Annotated in this window: 14 protein-coding genes and 1 tRNA gene; 9 read left to right on the top strand and 6 right to left on the bottom strand. The window is 51.7% G+C overall.

The window, feature by feature from the left end:
* Positions 1–20 precede the first annotated feature (20 nt).
* Entirely contained in the window at positions 21–1,499 is a 1,479-nt protein-coding gene (locus tag ACSSVF_RS07815) for a sensor domain-containing diguanylate cyclase (protein ID WP_492402605.1), read from the top strand.
* 12 nt (positions 1,500–1,511) lie between these two features.
* On the opposite strand, the gene mutM is transcribed toward ACSSVF_RS07815, so the two are convergent.
* From mutM to ACSSVF_RS07790, 5 genes are read right to left on the bottom strand one after another with little or no spacing between them, the layout of a single operon-like run.
* Positions 1,512–2,348, bottom strand: coding sequence for a bifunctional DNA-formamidopyrimidine glycosylase/DNA-(apurinic or apyrimidinic site) lyase (gene mutM / locus ACSSVF_RS07810; RefSeq protein ID WP_492402603.1), 837 nt, complete (start codon positions 2,346–2,348; stop codon positions 1,512–1,514).
* A gap of 5 nt (positions 2,349–2,353) precedes the next feature.
* Positions 2,354–3,262, bottom strand: coding sequence for a DUF4340 domain-containing protein (locus ACSSVF_RS07805; RefSeq protein WP_492402601.1), 909 nt, complete (start codon positions 3,260–3,262; stop codon positions 2,354–2,356).
* Positions 3,263–3,304: 42 nt separating this feature from the next.
* On the bottom strand, positions 3,305–4,690 hold the full coding sequence (locus tag ACSSVF_RS07800; protein WP_492402600.1) for a GldG family protein: 1,386 nt from the start codon (positions 4,688–4,690) through the stop codon (positions 3,305–3,307).
* Between the two features lie 29 nt (positions 4,691–4,719).
* Entirely contained in the window at positions 4,720–5,463 is a 744-nt protein-coding gene (locus ACSSVF_RS07795) for an ABC transporter permease (protein WP_492402599.1), read from the bottom strand.
* A gap of 37 nt (positions 5,464–5,500) precedes the next feature.
* Positions 5,501–6,454, bottom strand: coding sequence for an ABC transporter ATP-binding protein (locus ACSSVF_RS07790; protein ID WP_492402597.1), 954 nt, complete (start codon positions 6,452–6,454; stop codon positions 5,501–5,503).
* Between the two features lie 305 nt (positions 6,455–6,759).
* Here ACSSVF_RS07790 and ACSSVF_RS07785 point away from each other — a divergent pair, with 305 nt between their 5' ends.
* From ACSSVF_RS07785 to pth, 8 genes are all read left to right on the top strand, one after another.
* Positions 6,760–8,466 carry a tetratricopeptide repeat protein gene (locus ACSSVF_RS07785; protein ID WP_492402595.1) on the top strand — a complete coding sequence of 569 codons (1,707 nt, stop codon included), beginning with the start codon at positions 6,760–6,762 and terminating at the stop codon, positions 8,464–8,466.
* Positions 8,466–9,098, top strand: coding sequence for a lipoprotein insertase outer membrane protein LolB (gene lolB, locus ACSSVF_RS07780; protein ID WP_492402593.1), 633 nt, complete (start codon positions 8,466–8,468; stop codon positions 9,096–9,098). The genes ACSSVF_RS07785 and lolB overlap by 1 nt, the downstream gene beginning before the upstream one ends.
* Before the next feature lie 105 nt (positions 9,099–9,203).
* A complete protein-coding gene (locus tag ACSSVF_RS07775) occupies positions 9,204–10,595 on the top strand; it encodes a carbonic anhydrase (protein ID WP_492402591.1) in 1,392 nt (463 codons plus the stop codon).
* 92 nt (positions 10,596–10,687) lie between these two features.
* Positions 10,688–11,563: a 4-(cytidine 5'-diphospho)-2-C-methyl-D-erythritol kinase gene (gene ispE, locus ACSSVF_RS07770; protein ID WP_492402589.1), complete on the top strand. Its 876-nt coding sequence runs from the start codon at positions 10,688–10,690 to the stop codon at positions 11,561–11,563.
* 36 nt (positions 11,564–11,599) lie between these two features.
* Positions 11,600–11,676 (top strand) — tRNA-Gln (locus tag ACSSVF_RS07765).
* A gap of 126 nt (positions 11,677–11,802) precedes the next feature.
* A complete protein-coding gene (locus tag ACSSVF_RS07760; RefSeq protein WP_492402587.1) occupies positions 11,803–12,738 on the top strand; it encodes a ribose-phosphate pyrophosphokinase in 936 nt (311 codons plus the stop codon).
* Positions 12,739–12,879: 141 nt separating this feature from the next.
* Positions 12,880–13,497 carry a 50S ribosomal protein L25/general stress protein Ctc gene (locus tag ACSSVF_RS07755; protein WP_492402585.1) on the top strand — a complete coding sequence of 206 codons (618 nt, stop codon included), beginning with the start codon at positions 12,880–12,882 and terminating at the stop codon, positions 13,495–13,497.
* Positions 13,498–13,625: 128 nt separating this feature from the next.
* Positions 13,626–14,198: an aminoacyl-tRNA hydrolase gene (gene pth, locus ACSSVF_RS07750; RefSeq protein WP_492402583.1), complete on the top strand. Its 573-nt coding sequence runs from the start codon at positions 13,626–13,628 to the stop codon at positions 14,196–14,198.
* 19 nt (positions 14,199–14,217) lie between these two features.
* On the opposite strand, the gene ACSSVF_RS07745 is transcribed toward pth, so the two are convergent.
* Positions 14,218–16,980 (bottom strand): bifunctional diguanylate cyclase/phosphodiesterase, encoded by a 2,763-nt coding sequence (locus tag ACSSVF_RS07745; RefSeq protein ID WP_492402581.1) that lies wholly within the window; start codon positions 16,978–16,980, stop codon positions 14,218–14,220.
* Between the last annotated feature and the right edge of the window lie 37 nt (positions 16,981–17,017).

The raw sequence follows: 17,017 nt of genomic DNA, 5'->3' as shown, positions 1-17,017 counted from the left end.
TTTCACTCAGCAAGAAACTTATGGTAGTTAACAAGCGGTTTTACACCATCCTTCTTAGCGTCATTGTATTGACGGGCTTTCTGGCGACCAGCCTGATCGGCTACTTTGTCGCCAAAGACTCGCTCACCGAACGCCTGCAGCAAGAAATGCTGCCACTCACCAGCGACAATATTTACTCAGAGATCCAGCGTGATTTGCTGCAACCGTTGCTGATTTCTTCACTGATGGCCAATGATGTGTTTGTGTTTGATTGGGTCAACGGCGGCGAAAAAGACGCCAGCAAAATGACCAGCTACCTGGCGCAGATCCAGAAAAAATATAACACAATCACCGCGTTCTTCATCTCTGAAAAATCCAGGTTTTATTATCATCCTACCGGTGTGCTGAAAAAAGTCTCAGAAGCCAATGAGGATGAAAGCTGGTATTTCGAGGCAAAAAAATCGCATCACCCATATGTCATCAATATCGATCGCGATACTGCCGATCACCGCCGCTTGAGCATTTTCGTCAATTACCGCATTGAGGATAAATCCAATAACTTTATCGGCATTATCGGTGTCGGGCTGGCATTGCAATCAGTGGTCGAACTGATAGAAAACTACCAGAAACGCTATGGCCGCGAGATTTATTTTGTGAACCGACAGGGTGAAGTCATGTTGCGCAGCAGCCAGTATCATTCCGAGCTGCACAACAAAAACAAGGCGGCACTGGATAAAGCGTTTGTCAAAATCCTGACATCGCCCAGCGCCTCGTTTTCATTTAAAACCAATAATGGCAGCACGCTATACCTCAACAGCCGGCTGGTGCCCGAGTTTGACTGGTATTTGATTGTGGAACAAGTCAATGACCCGAGTTCTGAGCGCATTGAAAAAGCGTTTATCATCAACATGACCGTGGCCCTGGTGATCAGCGTGATTGTCCTGTTGCTGGCGCATTTTGCAGTGCGTGGCTACCACGAAAGACTGGAAGCGATGGCGACGCAGGATAAACTGACGGGCGCAACCAGCCGCCAGGTATTTGAGTTTTATTTCAAACAGGCGGTTGCGCGCTGCAAACGCCGTGACGAACCGCTGTCTTTAGTCCTGCTGGATATCGATTTATTCAAGCTGATTAACGATACTTATGGCCATCAGGCAGGCGACTTGGTCTTGACCCGTATTGCACAGTTGATCAAGTCTCATGTGCGTGAGGAAGATATTGTTTGCCGCTGGGGCGGTGAGGAGTTCCTGCTGCTATTGTCCGGTTGTGATATTGACCGCGCCCGAGGCATTACGGAAATCATCCGCGCCGCAGTGGCTGGCCTGCAATTTCATTTTAATAACCAGGTGGTCAGGGTGACTATCAGCGCCGGGTTGGCTGAGATGCAACAGAGTGAAGCGTTTGCACAGGTGGTAGAACGTGCCGACCATCATCTGTATGAAGCCAAGCATGCCGGACGCAACTGCATCAAGCCTGACGGCGATACGGATAATGAATCCGACTTGATACAGACTGGTTGAAGAAAGTAAGCGTTAAGCCACTGTACGCGGCTGACAGGTCGCACAAAAAAAAGTAGAGCGCTGACCCAGGCGGATAGTACGGATCAGCTGCCCACAGACCCGGCAAGGCTCTCCTGTACGGCCATAGACATAGTAAGTCTGCTGGAAATAACCAGGATTGCCATCTGCACCAAAAAAATCCCGCAAACTGCTACCCCCAGCGGCTAATGCCGCATGCAATGTCGCCTTGATTTCTGCGACCAGTAACTGGCATTGCAATAATGTCAGCTGCCTGGAAGGTGTTTCCGGGTGGATACGTGCGCGAAATAACGATTCACTGGCATAGATATTCCCAACACCGACCACAATATGCGCATCCATGATGGTAGGCTTGATTGCTGCATTGCGTGAGCGTAACTGCTGGAATAAATATTCGCCATCGAATGTGTCATCCAGCGGTTCCGGCCCCAGGCTACTCAGCAAGGGGTGCTGCGAAGGCTCCTGATCCAACCATAACACGGCACCAAAGCGACGTGGGTCACGCAAGCGGATCACGCGTCCGTCTTCAAACGCGATGTCGACATGATCGTGCTTCTCGTGCGGGAAATAGCGTTCCAGCAGACATAGCCGCCCGGACATGCCTAAATGCAGCAACAGCACGCCTTTGCGGGTGCTGTCACCAATTTCAATCAGGATATATTTAGCCCGTCGCGTTAATTGCAATACACGCTGGCCTTGCAAATGCTGCGGCAGGTCGGCTGGGATCGGCCAGCGCAGTCCATGATGCCGGATAGTCACTTCGCGTATGCGCGCGCCCTGTACCGGCAACAGGCCCAGGCGGGTGACCTCTACCTCAGGTAATTCAGGCATGGCGTTTACTTACTCTTGAGTGCCTGAATATTGACTGGCGGATTGACCATGGTGAAGCCGGCATCATTGGGGAAATGATAAATAATGCCTTCATCCGGGCGTGCCAGCAGGTATTCCGGCGACTCCTGGATTTTATCAAAATGCACTTTCTTGCCGTCCTTCAGCAACACCTCAAATGAAGGATAAGGTTGTTTGCGATCCGGGGTATACACTTCAACTGAAGTGGCCTGGGCTTGCGCCCAGGTAAAATCCAGCCACTCATTCATCTCATTCTGGGTGGGCTTGGCTTTAGGGTCATTGGCCGACCATTTGCCATCGCTAGCCAGTTGCACCTTGAGCGCATTCTCTTCCCATTGTTCCAGGTGCGCCAGGTCAAAGCCTGCCAGCTGCTTGCGCTCTGCCGGGGACAGCGGGCTTTTGTCTATCATTTCAATCGGTTGCGTCGCCGCCGCTTCGCTATATTGCCCTGAAAGCAAAAACACATTACCCGCATAACCCACATATTGTTCTTCAGTCACCGGATTGTGCGTGCCAAAAACAAACACATGCTCGCCTTGCTTGCCGGACAAAGTCACTTTTAACTCCGGTTGATCCAGCCCGTATTTGGCCGCATCCTGCAAAGGCAATTTGGCGGCACTGGTTGCGGCAATAATAGACAGGGCACGCTGGACAGACATCTGATCGGCGCGGGCGGCATAGGGCTTACGCATCATCCAGTAAGCATTCTGCCGTTCAAAAACCGTCGGTGCCTTGGCGGGGAATTCAATCTTCAACGCATCGGCATCGGCCATTTTGAGCGTAGACACTTCAAACCTGGCACTGACTGCTTTTTCTGCTGGCTTGAAGTGCAGGAAAAGTGCAATCCCGACTACCACTGCCAGCAGCAACAGGTTCAATATCCATCTTTTTTTCATTGCAGGCAACTCCGTCCGCGATACGACTTTAACAATTCAAACTCAGGCTTTACGGCGCTTCCACCACAAGAACATGCCCGCAACCAGGATGACGATCGGCAAGACATATTGTGTGCCATACCCCACAACCAATGCGGCAATCGAGCCGGAAGGGATATTAATATTGATATCTTTCAATGGCATAGGCTGGATAGTAATCAGACGGTCATCGCCAGCCAGCCAGTTAATGATGTTGATGCCCAGATCCAGGTTACCGCCATTGGTGATAAAAGTATTTGCCAGGAAGTTGGCATTACCAATCACCACCACGCGCTGTCCTTTTTTGCCGTACTGGCGTTCCAGAGCCACGCCGATATTGATAGGGCCTGGTTTATCCTTACCATGATCAAAGCGTACTTTCAGGTTTTGTGCACCGGCAGGAATTTTGTCTGATTCCAGCCAGCCATTCTGTGCCACATCAATCAGGCGCCCTACTTTCCAGCCAAGGTCGTCTGACGCGCGGCCATCGACTTCATGCGCTTCCGGGAACACGGTACGCAACATAAAGTTACGCGTGACCGGATGGTCGCCATACAGGCTGGCGAATGACATTTTTGGATCCGCGCCGTATTGTTCGGCGGCACGGTCTACCACCATGCCTGACGATACTTTGATGCCCAGGTAGTCAGCCACTTCCTGCAAACCGCGCAGGTTATCATCATCCAGCAACCACAGCACATTGCCACCGGCTTCAATATAGGCTTTGATTTTTTTGGCTTCTACTGCGCTCACGTCCACTTGCGGTGCGGCGATCACCAGCATAGAACCATTGGCCGGGACTTCCTGCGCAATGGTCAGATCCGGGTTGGCAAACTTGAAACCCTTGCTTTCCAGTTGTTTGCCAAACTCGCCCAGGTCGTGATTTTTTACGCCTTGCAGCAAGCGTTCGCCATGCCCATCCAGGTACATGACCGGCTGGTTATTGGTGCGTGACAGACGCACCAGTAAGTTGGTCATTTCCTGCTCGGCAAACGGCGGGTTGATGTGCTCACTGCGTTTGTTGTATTCAACAATGGTCTCGCCATCGACCTTGACACCGGCTTCCTGCGCCAGCTTTGGCTCTTCGGAGGGGTTAACGAAGGAGATAAAGACATTTTTCTTTTCACGCTGATAGCGCGCAACGAAGTCGAGCATGCCCTTGCGGAAAGTATCGCCATTGCTGGCATCATCCTTGGTGGCGTAGACAGTAATATTGATATCACCTTCCATCTGCTTGAGCACGTTGACACTGCCCTGAGTCAGGATGTTGCGATTTGCCTGGGTAATATCCCTGGTCCAGCGATATTGGCTGGAGAGGTAGCCTAGCATCACGATCAGGGCCAGGAACACCAGCACAAACATCCAGTTTTGTGCCAGCAACTGCAATCTTAACTTACGATTAATTTTCATAATGCTTTCAAACTTAAAATCAGGGCGCGTTAACCGCGCAGACGATCAGCATCCAGGCGACGGATGGTCAATGTCAAAAATGTCACGATAAACAGTATAAAGAAGGCTAGATCTGCAGTATCAATCAGCCCGCTGGCAAACGACTGAAAATGCGTAGAGAAAGAAAACTGCCCCGCGACATTGGTAGGGTCATTCGCAAAAAAGCGCCCCAGAATCATCAGGATAAAAGAAAAAATAAAACTCAGAATGCCGGCGATGATAGGCTGGGAAGTCAGGCTGGAAAAATAAATGCCCAACGCACAAAAGCTGCCCACCAGCAAAAACAGGCCTATGGTGTTAGCAATAATGTAGCCAAAATCGATATCCGACCACAGATTCAGGGTAGACAGCATCAGGCCGATATACAAGATAAGCGTTGCCAGGAATGCCATCAGGCCTAAAAACTTGCCAACCACGATATCAGTGATGGATAACGGCGAGCTGAACAAAAATGGCATGGTTTGGCTACGGCGTTCTTCAGCGATCAGCCGCATGGAAAGCAAAGGCACGGCAAACAACATGATAAAAGAAGCTGAGCCATACACACTTTGCGAAACCGCTTGTGTAATGCCAAACCGCTCTGCCGGGCGGATGGCACCCGAGGCGACATCCAGGTAATCAGTGACGCCATTGGCAAAGTAATTACCAAACATGGCGGCGATGACCGCCAGGATGATCCACCCCATTGGTGAGGCGAACATGCTTTGCAGTTCTTTTCTTGCAATATTCAACATTGATGGTCTTTCAACATAAGTGGTCTGGCAGAGTGAGCTACGCTGCTTTGGGCAGGTCTGCAGAAGTGGTCGTGTCTTGATAAGTCAGCTGGACGAAGACATCTTCCAGGCTGGTTTGATCAGGCGCGATATGATACAAGCCCCAGCCATGCTTTACAGCGGCCTGCACGATGGCTTCGTGCGGCTGGCTGCCTTCATGGAAGCGGATACGCCATAAACCATCTGCGGGCTCGGCTTCCGCCACCCCTTCAATGGCTAACAGTTGAGCGATATCCGGCACCTGACGCAAGCCTACCAGCAACTTGTTACCAATCCGCTGCTGCTTAAGCACATCGATACCGCCGTTGAACACCAGTTTGCCTTTATCGATAATCTGCACATGGTCACACACCATTTCGACTTCCGGCAGGATATGGGTAGACACGATCACACTGTGTTCCTGGCCGATCTCCTTGATCAGGGCGCGGATATCGCGGATCTGGATAGGATCCAGGCCCACGGTGGGTTCATCGAGGATCACCACCATGGGGTTATGAATAATGGCCTGGGCAATGCCCACACGCTGCTGGTAACCGTTAGACAGGTTTTCAATCAGGCGCTTGCTCATATGCGTCAAACCACAGCGCTCTTTGGCATGCTCAACAGCTCTTTTAACATGCTTGCCAGCGACATTATGCAGGCGCGCCGCAATGGTCAGGTATTCGTCAACCGTGAATTCTTTATATAAGGGGCGCATTTCAGGCAGGTAGCCGATCAAAGCCTTGGCTTCTTTCGGGCTTTCTATCATATCGATGCCACAGATTTTGACACTGCCGGCACTCGGTGCAAGATTACCGGTCAGCATTTTCATGGTCGTAGATTTACCTGCGCCATTCGGCCCCAGAAAACCTAGCACCTGCCCTTGTTGCAGACTGAAGGTCACATCGCTTACCGCAGCGCGCCCTCCATAAAGGCGGGTCAATTCAATTGCTTCTACTGTCAAATTTGCCATAATTCTTCCACACACTTGCTGACTTGGGGATACCTGGAACCACTACTTGTGACCGGCTGGATTTCATACCCGTCAATAAATCCCAAAGTAAATTCCTAGACAAAGTTTTCACCAAAAAGTTATAGTGACATACACGACGTTTTAACCTGCATCTAGACGCCAATTACAATTCAGTTACAAATCGCACATTATGGATGAACTTGCAGCAACTGTCACGGACTAAACTAAAATTCAGCCTTACTTTTACCCGCTTCGTGACCCTCACTGCAGCCGCCATTACCAGACTTATTAAACAGGAATCCAGTATGCCTCAAACCCGCCATTTCAAGCTAAAACCTACCTTATTGCGCCGCCCGGCATTGGCGCTGTGGCTTGCGTTAATGGCGCCTCCAGTCTGGTCTGCCGGCACCACTGCAACAATGACAACGCCGACTGCCGAATTTGTCTACAAATACCTGCTCGGTGAAGTCGCCGCCCAGCGCGGTGAGTTTGTGCTGGCCAGCCAGTTGTTCCTGGATTTAGCCAAGCAGACACGCGACCCTTTACTCGCTGAACGCGCCACTCAGGCAGCGACCATTGCACGGGCGCCCCAACTTGCCTTACCTTCGGCAGAATTGTGGTCAGAACTGGTGCCGGACTCGCTCCCTGCAGCACAAGCGGCCAGCCAGTTACTGATTGCCAATGGTGAACTGAAAAAAGCGGAACCTAAGATCCAGAAAGTGCTGGCCGATGAGCGCATCCGCCCCAGTGCATTTATGGAACTGAACAGCCTGATGATGCGCGTCACAGACAAAAATAGCGTGCTGGAAACCATTCAGCGCCTGGCCAAGCCTTACCCAAAATTACCAGAAGCCCATTTTGCCATCTCGCAGGCCGCCTACTTTGCGCGTAATGAAACCTTGATGGAAAAAGAGCTGAAAGAAGCGTCCAAACTGCGCCCAGGCTGGGAGGCACCGGCGCAAATCCGCGGCCAGATGCTGAGCGAAAAAGACCCGCAAAAAGGCATTGCCTACTATCGCGAATTCCTGGAATCGCATCCTGATGCTGACCAGATCAGGCTGGCATTGGCGCGCACATTGCTCATCCAGAAAAACGCCACCGATGCCAAAGTAGAATTCACCAAACTGGTGGAAAGACACCAGAACAATCCGGAGATGAACGTCATTGTTGGCTTGCTGGCACTGGATGCGAAAGAATATGAGTTCGCCGACCGCTACCTGCAGCATGCACTGGACGTAGGCTTTAAGGAACCAAACAGGATTTATTTTAACTTAGGCCGTTCTGCTGCAGAACAGCACGACGATGCGCGCGCCCTGCAATGGTTTGACAAAATCGGCGATGGCGAACAGTTCCTGGCAGGCAGGTTGGCAGCTGCATCGATTATTTCCCGCCGTGATGGTGTCGATGCCGCGATCACCATGCTGGACAATGTCAATGGACTGACTGCTGAACAACAGACACTGGTCATTCAAAACCAGGCTTTGATGCTCAATCAGGCGAAACGCACTAATGAATCCTATGCGCTGCTCGAAAAAGCCGTGCAGACATTTCCGGACAGTCCCGAACTTTTATATGATTACGCACTGAATGCGGAGCGCGTGGGTAACTTCAAGGCCATGGAAGACACTTTAAATAAAGTCATCAAACTCAAGCCGGACTATGCTGCAGCCTATAATGCCCTGGGTTATTCCTATGCGGACCGTAACATTAATCTGGTCGAAGCCAAAAACCTGATTGAAACGGCGACCAAGCTATCCCCGGAAGACCATTACATCATGGACAGCTTGGGCTGGGTTTATTACAGACTGGGCGACATTGGCCATGCCACTGAGCAATTGCGTCGCGCTTACGCTATCCAGCAGGATCCGGAAATTGCTGCCCACCTGGCCGAGGTATTATGGAAACAAGGCCAGCGCGAAGAAGCCAAAGATATCCTGGATAGAGCCCTGTCTGCCAATCCTGATAACGAAGTGCTGGCCTCCACCGCGCAGAAACTGAAATCCAACCTGTAATGCGTACCTGGCACCTGTCGATTCCCCAAACCTGGGGCAGAATGGCGGCTACCTGCCTGCTAGCTTTCACCGTGATTGCTTGCAGCACCGTGCCCAAACCGCCGGTGAGCCAGACCGCCAACAGCGCTGCGCAGCAACGCATGCAAAAACTGGCGGCCGTGCAGCAGTTTTCCCTGGAAGCCAAGCTGGCCGTGCAGTACGGCGGCAAGGGCTACACCGCGCGCCTAGAGTGGCAACACGCCGGCCAGGAAGACCATATGCGGATATTCAGCCCGCTAGGGCAACAGGTGGCGTTGATTCATCGCACCGCCCAATCGGTGACGCTGACAGACCAGAGCGGCAAGCAACACCATGCCGCCGACGTTGCCAGCCTGACTGAACGCCTGCTGGGCTGGCGCTTGCCGCTGGCAGGCCTAAGCCAATGGATATTAGGTATCCCGCACACTGCCAGCCCTTACCAGGCCAGCTATCTCGCCAGCGGCGAACCCGCCACACTGACGCAGGATGACTGGCGTATAGAATATGATGATTACCAGATGGCGGCACTGAATGGCCTCTCGGAGTCACTGCCGTTTACGACCCGCTTGCAACAGCAGGACGTCAGACTGAAACTGGTGATTCAGCATTGGTAAGTGGAATTAGCCACCAATAAGGCATACAGCCACGCGGCATATGCCTTGCCGCAAAACGCTGCGTGCTGAGCTAAAGATTCAGCGCCAGCTGTCGATAATGGCACTATGAGCCGTTATCTGTTTTCACTCACTTACTCCCGTTTTTGGCTAGCCTCCAGCCTGCTGATACTCGCCTGCCTGCGCCCTGTCGATTGCCAGGCCGCTCAATGGCTGTCGATCAAGAAAACAGACGCTAACCAGTTGATGGTCGATAAACAATCACTGGTCGAAGAAAAAACCTATATCAAAGCCTGGGTGAAAGTGGATTACCGCCAGCCGCAGAAAAATGTGGAATCGGTGGACCGTGTGTATAACCACGCCAAAGCCTTATGGTATTTTGATTGCGCCAAGCGCAAAGCCGCGACCATCCAGGTGTTCCAGTACGATCAGGGCGAGCTGGTCTACTCGGCAGGCACCACGCTCAAACAGGCTGACTTTATTGAGCCATTGCCTGACTCTGAAGTAGAGATCACCCAACAATATGCTTGCAAATGGCAAGCCAAGGAAAAACAACGCGCCGAAGCCGTCGCCAACCGTGCCGCCAACCCGATTCAACCTGCCGTAGCCAGTGATAAAGATAAACCGGCCGCTACAAACAGTGTGGCCGAGCCAGCGGCTACCCCACCGGCAGAAGAGAAACCTGTCGAAAAAACAGCTGAAAAAGCAGATGGCAAAAATGCGCCCGCAGCGAAACCAGCCACTGAAAAACCTGCATCCAAAGACCCGGCAAGCAAAAAGGCTGAGGCAGAGCCAGGCAAAGACAAAGCTGCAAAAGGCAATAAAGAAGATAAATCGTGGGCGTATAGTGGTCCACGCGGCCCTGAGAAATGGGGCAGCCTCAACCCGGACTATGCCGTGTGTAATGCAGGTAGCCAGCAGTCACCGATCAATGTCGACAACACGATTACCGCAGCGCTCAAACCGATCAAACGGTTGCAGAAGTTCCCGCTGAAAAATATCGCGCTGAAAGATCACAGCCTGATCCTCGATGCAGGAAGTGGCAACATGATGGTGCTGGATCAAAAACCATACCAGTTGAAATACATTAGTGTGCATGCGCCTTCCGAGCACCAGATCAAACAGAAATCCTATGCCGCAGAACTGCAGATGGTGCATGAGGACAAAGCCGGGCATCGCGTCATTATTGCGGTGATGCTGGAAGAAGGCGCAGCCAACAGCACCATAGATACGCTGCTGAACAGCATCCCGAAAGAGAAAGAACAAAGCAAATCACTGGCGATCCGCGTCACCCCGGCAGATTTGATGCCAGCAAAACCGGCCTATTACCGCTATACCGGCTCGCTGACCTCACCGCCCTGCACCGAAGGCGTACAGTGGATCATCATGAAAGAAGCACTGAAAATATCCAAAGGACAACTGACCAGCTTGCAGCAGGCGATAGGTGAGCCAAACTTGCGTCCACTCCAGGATAGCCAGGGCCGCATGATACTGGAGTAACGCGCGTGGCATGGTTAGGCGATTGAACACGGCTTTGATTGTTTAACATGCTTTGCGCTTTTAACCTTGGGCGCATGCTTTACAATAGCGGCATGGATGCTTCATTATTTTTCGCCCCGTGCAAACTCAACCTGTTTTTACATATCACCAGCCGCCGCGCAGATGGCTATCATGCTTTGCAAAGCATTTTCCTGCTGCTCGATTATGGCGATGACCTGCGCATCACCCTGCGTACCGATGGACAACTCCTGCTGCAAAATCCCTTGCCGGGCGTATTGCCGGAAAATGACCTGACCATACGTGCGGCACGTGCTTTGCAAACAGCAAGCGGCTGCCAGCTCGGTGCCGATATCCACTGCAACAAGCGCACGCCCATGGGTGGCGGCCTTGGCGGCGGCAGCTCAGATGCGGCGACTGTCTTGCTCGCACTTAACCAATTATGGCAATTGGGCTATACACGCCAGCAGCTGATGAACATAGGCCTGACCCTGGGCGCAGATGTGCCGGTCTTTATTTTCGGCCAGCCTGCCTGGGCTGAAGGCGTGGGCGAACAGCTTTCTGCCGTTTCTTTACCGCCCGAGATCATGGATAAATACTATGTAGTGATCACCCCGAAGGTACAGGTTCCAACCGCACAAATATTTGCGCATCAAGCATTGACAAGAGATTCAAAACCATTGAGAATAGCGGACTTTTCAAACGGCGCTAATTCCAGCGCGTTCTGGCAGCAAACCAGAAACGATATGGAAGCAGTCGTTTGTGCACTCTACCCTGAAGTGAATCATACGTTAACCTGGTTAAAGCAATACGGCGATGCCCGTATGAGTGGTTCCGGTGCTTCAGTATTCGTTGCGGTAGATAGTGCAGAAAAAGCAGATGAATTGATTGCAAATCGACCAGAAAACACTTCTGGTTTTTGGGCAAAAGGGTTAAAATACCATCCGCTTTTCAGCTCAGCGAAAGATTAAGTCGCCAGGCTAAAAAGCGGTTGTAAGACAAGTTTTTGGGGAGTCGCCAAGCTGGTTAAGGCACCGGATTTTGATTCCGGCATGCGAAGGTTCGAATCCTTCCTCCTCAGCCAAATTTAAAGCGTGTAGATTTAACAATTTACACGCTTAAATTTTTTGTAGATTCCTGTCTCTGGCAGGAATTCGGGTTTTAAGACATCGTTTTCGCTGAAAAGGGTACAACGTTGAGTAACGCCAACATGATGGTTTTTACCGGCAATGCCAATCCGGTACTGGCACAAGAAGTTGCCACGCATTTGGGCATTGAACTAGGGCGCGCAGATGTTGGCCGTTTTTCAGATGGTGAAATCATGCTCGAGCTGCTGGAGAACGTACGCGGCCGCGATGTATTCGTGCTGCAATCCACCAGCTACCCGACCAATGACAGCCTGATGGAGGTCATGGTGATGGTTGACGCATTGCGTCGCTCATCTGCCGGACGGATTACTGCCGCTATCCCCTACCTGGGCTACTCACGCCAGGACAGGCGTCCGCGCTCTGCCCGTGTGGCGATCACCGCCAAAGTAGTGGCCAACATGCTCACCAGCGTGGGTGTGAACCGCCTGCTGACCATGGATTTGCACTCAGACCAGATTCAGGGCTTTTTTGATATCCCGGTCGATAACATTTATGCCACGCCGATTTTGCTGGATGACCTGGTGCAACAGAAGTATGAAAACCTGGTCGTGGTCTCTCCGGACGTAGGTGGTGTGGTGCGTGCCCGTGCCGCAGCCAAACAATTGAATGCTGACCTGGCGATTATCGACAAACGTCGCCCAAAAGCGAACGTCGCCAAGGTCATGAATATTATTGGTGAAGTGGAAGGCCGCACCTGTGTCATCATGGATGACATGGTGGATACGGCAAACACACTGTGTGAAGCCGCTGCCGCCCTGAAAAACCAGGGTGCGTTAAAAGTGGTGGCATACGCCACGCACCCGGTGTTGTCGGGTGGTGCCGGCGAGCGCATCATGGCTTCCGAGCTGGATGAACTGGTCGTGACCAACACCATTGCATTGAACACCAATGCCCAGAACTGTCCAAAGATACGCCAGTTGAGCGCTGCCACCTTGCTGGCAGAAACCATCAAGCGTATCAGCCAGGAAGAATCCGTTTCTTCGCTATTTATGGATTGAAAATCCATAAGTTAAGCTAGATAGCATTGATTAAGGCTTAAATAGCCTCTGGGATTAAAGATAAGATTTACACCACCTGCTGGTCGCGGCGGGTGGATTTTAGTGTAGTGCCACCATTATGGTGTTTTTAGGAGTTCTCAAATGAGTATCGAAATTAAAGCCGTCAAACGTGACGTTAAAGGTACGGGTGCGAGCCGCCGCCTGCGTCGCGCTGGCAATGTGCCAGGTGTAGTTTACGGTGGTGAGCAGCCAGCTGTTTCCATCGAGTTCAACCACAAAGAACTGTTTCTGGAGTTCCGCCACGAAGCGTTCCACGCTTCTATCCTGAGCCTGGTTCTGGATGGCAAAGCAGAAAGCGTGTTACTGCGTGACTACCAACTGCACCCGGTGCGTAATACGATTCAGCACATCGACTTCCAACGTGTGTCTGCTTCAGAAAAAATCCACGTTAAAGTGCCTTTCCACTTCGTGAACGAAGATGCAGCGCCTGGCGTAAAACTGGGTGGCGGTAGCATTTCTCACATCCAGACTGAAGCTGACATCAGCTGCCTGGCAAAAGACCTGCCTGAGTTCATCGAAATCGACCTGAGCAACCTGGAAACAGGTCACTCTGTACACTTGTCCGAAGTGAAACTGCCTAAAGGCGTTGAGTTCGTACAACTGGCACACGGTGATGATGCAGCGATTGCAACGATTCTGAAACCACGTGGTGGTGACGATTCAGCTGACGCTGAAGTAGAAGCACCAGCTGCGGAATAATCGGCTTTACAGTCGTTTTAACGCTAAAATAAACGCGCACACTTTTGTGCGCGTTTTTTTATGGGCAAAAGTTACTTCATCGTTGCAGCATTTACAGCTGCAGGTTTTAAATCATTAAAGACAATGGCATGAGCGGGATTAAATTAATTGTAGGCCTGGGTAATCCGGGCGAGAAGTACACCATGACCCGGCACAATGCTGGCTTCTGGCTGGTCGATTTACTGGCGCAACAATCTGCCAGCCGCCTGTCGGTAGAAACCAAACTGTTTGGCATCGCCGGAAAATGGCAACCCCACAGTGATAAATGGTTGCTTAAACCGACCACCTTTATGAACGCCAGTGGCAAATCTGTTGCTGCGATCGCCAATTACTACAAAATCACCCCTGCCGAGATTCTGGTGGTCCATGATGAGCTGGACTTGCCACCCGGCCAGGCCAAACTGAAATTTGGCGGCGGCCATGGCGGGCATAACGGCTTGCGCGATATCCATGCTGCCTTAAACACACCTGACTACTGGCGCCTGCGGCTGGGCATAGGCCACCCGGGCAACAAGGCAGAAGTCGTGAATTATGTGCTGAAAGCAGCCGGCAAAGAGGAACAGCTGGCGATTGACGACAGCATTATTAAATCCACCACCGTGACTGACCTGCTGGCGCAAGGGCAATTTGAAAAAGCGATGTTGCAACTGCACAGCAAATAGCAACTATTCACGGCACCCATTATTGTGCGACGGGATGCCGCTGCCACTCCTGCACCCAGGCTACAAAATCATCCGGGCGTAATGGTTGCGAGAAATAAAACCCCTGGCCGTGGTCACAGCCCATATCGCGCAAAATCTCCAGCTGGCGCTGGCTTTCTATCCCCTCGGCGATGACCTGCATGCCCAGGCTATGCGCCATCATGATAATGGCGCGACATAAGGCGCCATCCTCACTTGAAGTCTCCAGCTCACGCACAAACGAGCGATCAATCTTGACATAATCAATCGGGAATTTCTTTAAATAGGACAAGGCCGAATAGCCGGTGCCAAAATCATCCAGCGCCACCTGCACACCCGCCTGCTGATATTTCGCCAGCCGCTCGCTGACTTGGGTATTGGCATCCAGCAGCAAACGCTCGGTGATTTCAACCACCACCATATTGCGCTCAGTCGTGCCATGCAAAATTTCTTTTAACCAGTCGCGCTGCTTTTTATATTCTGCTGCAAACTGTACCGGTGATTTGTTGATCGCTATCTGAAAATCGGGATTGAGCGATATGCGCCATTGCCTGCATTGTTCAATCGCGGTTTTGAAGACCCACTCGCCTATCGGCACAATCAACAAGGTATCTTCTGCAATGCCGATAAACTCCATAGGCGGGATCACACCTTTGACCGGGTGTTGCCAGCGTATCAATGCCTCGGCTTTGAGCACGGTATTGGTTTGCAGATTCACCACCGGCTGATACTCAAGAAAAAACTGCTGGCCGTTGATTGCCATATGCAAGTCATGTGACAACTGCATGCGGCGCTCGGCGTTCTCCTGCATACGTGGCGTAAAATAGGTAAAACAGTTGCCGCCCTTTTGCTTGGAGGCATACATGGCCTGGTCTACCCGCTTCATCAGGTCTTCTTTGTTGCTGGCATCATCCGGAAAAATCGCGATACCCAGACTTGCCGCTACATAGGCATGCGTATGCTCCAGCTTGAATGGCTCAGACAAACTATCAATGACTTTCTGGGCGATGTCTTCTACGTGGCCTGCATGCGCATCGCTGAGCATCAGCACAAACTCGTCACCGCCTAGGCGCGCCACCAGGCCATTTTCATCAATGCATTGTATTAATCTGTGCCCGGCCTGTAACAGTAAGCGGTCGCCCTGGTCATGCCCCTGCGAGTCATTCACCTCTTTAAAGCGGTCCAGGTCGAGGAAAATAATCGCCACTTTGTGGTTATTTTGTTTAACCAGGCGCAATTGCTGGTCTAGCCGCTCAAAGAACATGCGGCGATTAGGCAGGCCAGTCAGCGTATCCACATTGGCGTATTGCCAGATCACCTCTTCAGACTGCTTGATTTTGCTGATGTCCGCCAGGGTGCCCAGCAGGCGTACCGACGCGCCCTGCTCATCCCGCTTGAACACCATGCCACGGTCAAATACCCATTTCCAGCTACCGTCTTTACAAGCCATGCGGTATTCCATCGCATAATGATCACGCTCGCCGCTCAGCACCTGTTGCAACATCGCCATCGCAGCCGGGTAATCATTCTCATGAATCCGCTTATGCCAGCTGGCAGGCTGATGATCAAACTCATTCGGCAAAAAGCCAAGCATGCTTTTCCAGCGGTCAGAATACACAATGCGCGATTCAGGCACATACCAATCCCACAGGCCATCGCCGGTACTTTCCAGCGCCAGCATCCAGCGCTGCTCGCTGGTGTTGAACTCCTGGTTGAATTTATCCAGCGCCAGCTGGGTCTGGCTACGTGTCACGGCAAAATAAGCGATCCCACCCAGCAACGCACTCAAAAACACGCCCAGCAAACCAATGCGGTTGGCCTGGCTGTAATCAATGATGGCCTCAAACGCAGGGGTAGAGCGCGCACGCAAACTCCATAGCTGGCCATTGATATTCAGCGCATGCGACATGCTGTAAACCGCCGAGATATCGTGCAGATACGGCTCGTCATGACTGTGGTACAACGGGGTTTGCCCGCGCCCGCGCATCTGGTCAAACACATCAAAATGTAATTGTTGCTGCTCGGTTGCTTGCAGGGCTTCATGCAAAAAAGCGCTGACATCAAAGCGCAAAAACACCCAGCCGTTCAACATGCTTCTGCGCGCCTCTGCCGGGATATCCACCAGCTTTCCGCGATAGACAGGCGCATGCAGCACATAGTTTTTTTGTAACGGGGCCAGCGTGTCCACCATCGAGTGCGTAGACATCACCAGTCGCCCGCTATCACCCGCCATCAGGAGATCGTCACGGATCAGCGCATTGCCAAAGGTGTTTTTCAGCAATATTTCACGGTTGGCATCGTTGCGCGGCTCTACATACAAGATAGGCGCGACTTCTTCAGTGCCGGACGCATAACCACCCTGCTTCAGCAACTGCTGGATAGGGATATCCAGGTCTTTAAAAGTCTCTGGTTGTTGCAGGTGTATATATTTGATAAAACCAATGGCGCTTAGACTGTTGTCCTCGGGGCGCTCGGTAAAATCATCGACATAGAGTTTGAACTCATCCGCAGAAACATGCTCGGAGGAGGTATAAAGTTGCTCGACCCCTTTAAGTATCTGGCGGTACGCATCTATGCGATGCTGGATTTCCTCGGCGGCCGAGATGACAGTTTGCTTGAACTGAATCGCCTGCAATGCTTCCGCATGGTGACGCTCGCTCATCCACAGCAAAAAAGTGGTGAGCACCGCCCCTGAAAAGATCACCCCGGCAATCCAGCGCGACATTAGGAGTTGTCGCAACGATGCCATATCTAAAAGAAACATTCCTCATCCTTATCCAGGAAGATTGATGACAATTTAA

The sequence above is a fragment of the Methylophilus sp. E2MeOHC9 genome (genome assembly GCF_058744375.1).
The sequence above is the reverse complement of the archived record's forward strand: the minus strand, read 5'-3'. Positions and strand labels throughout refer to the sequence as shown.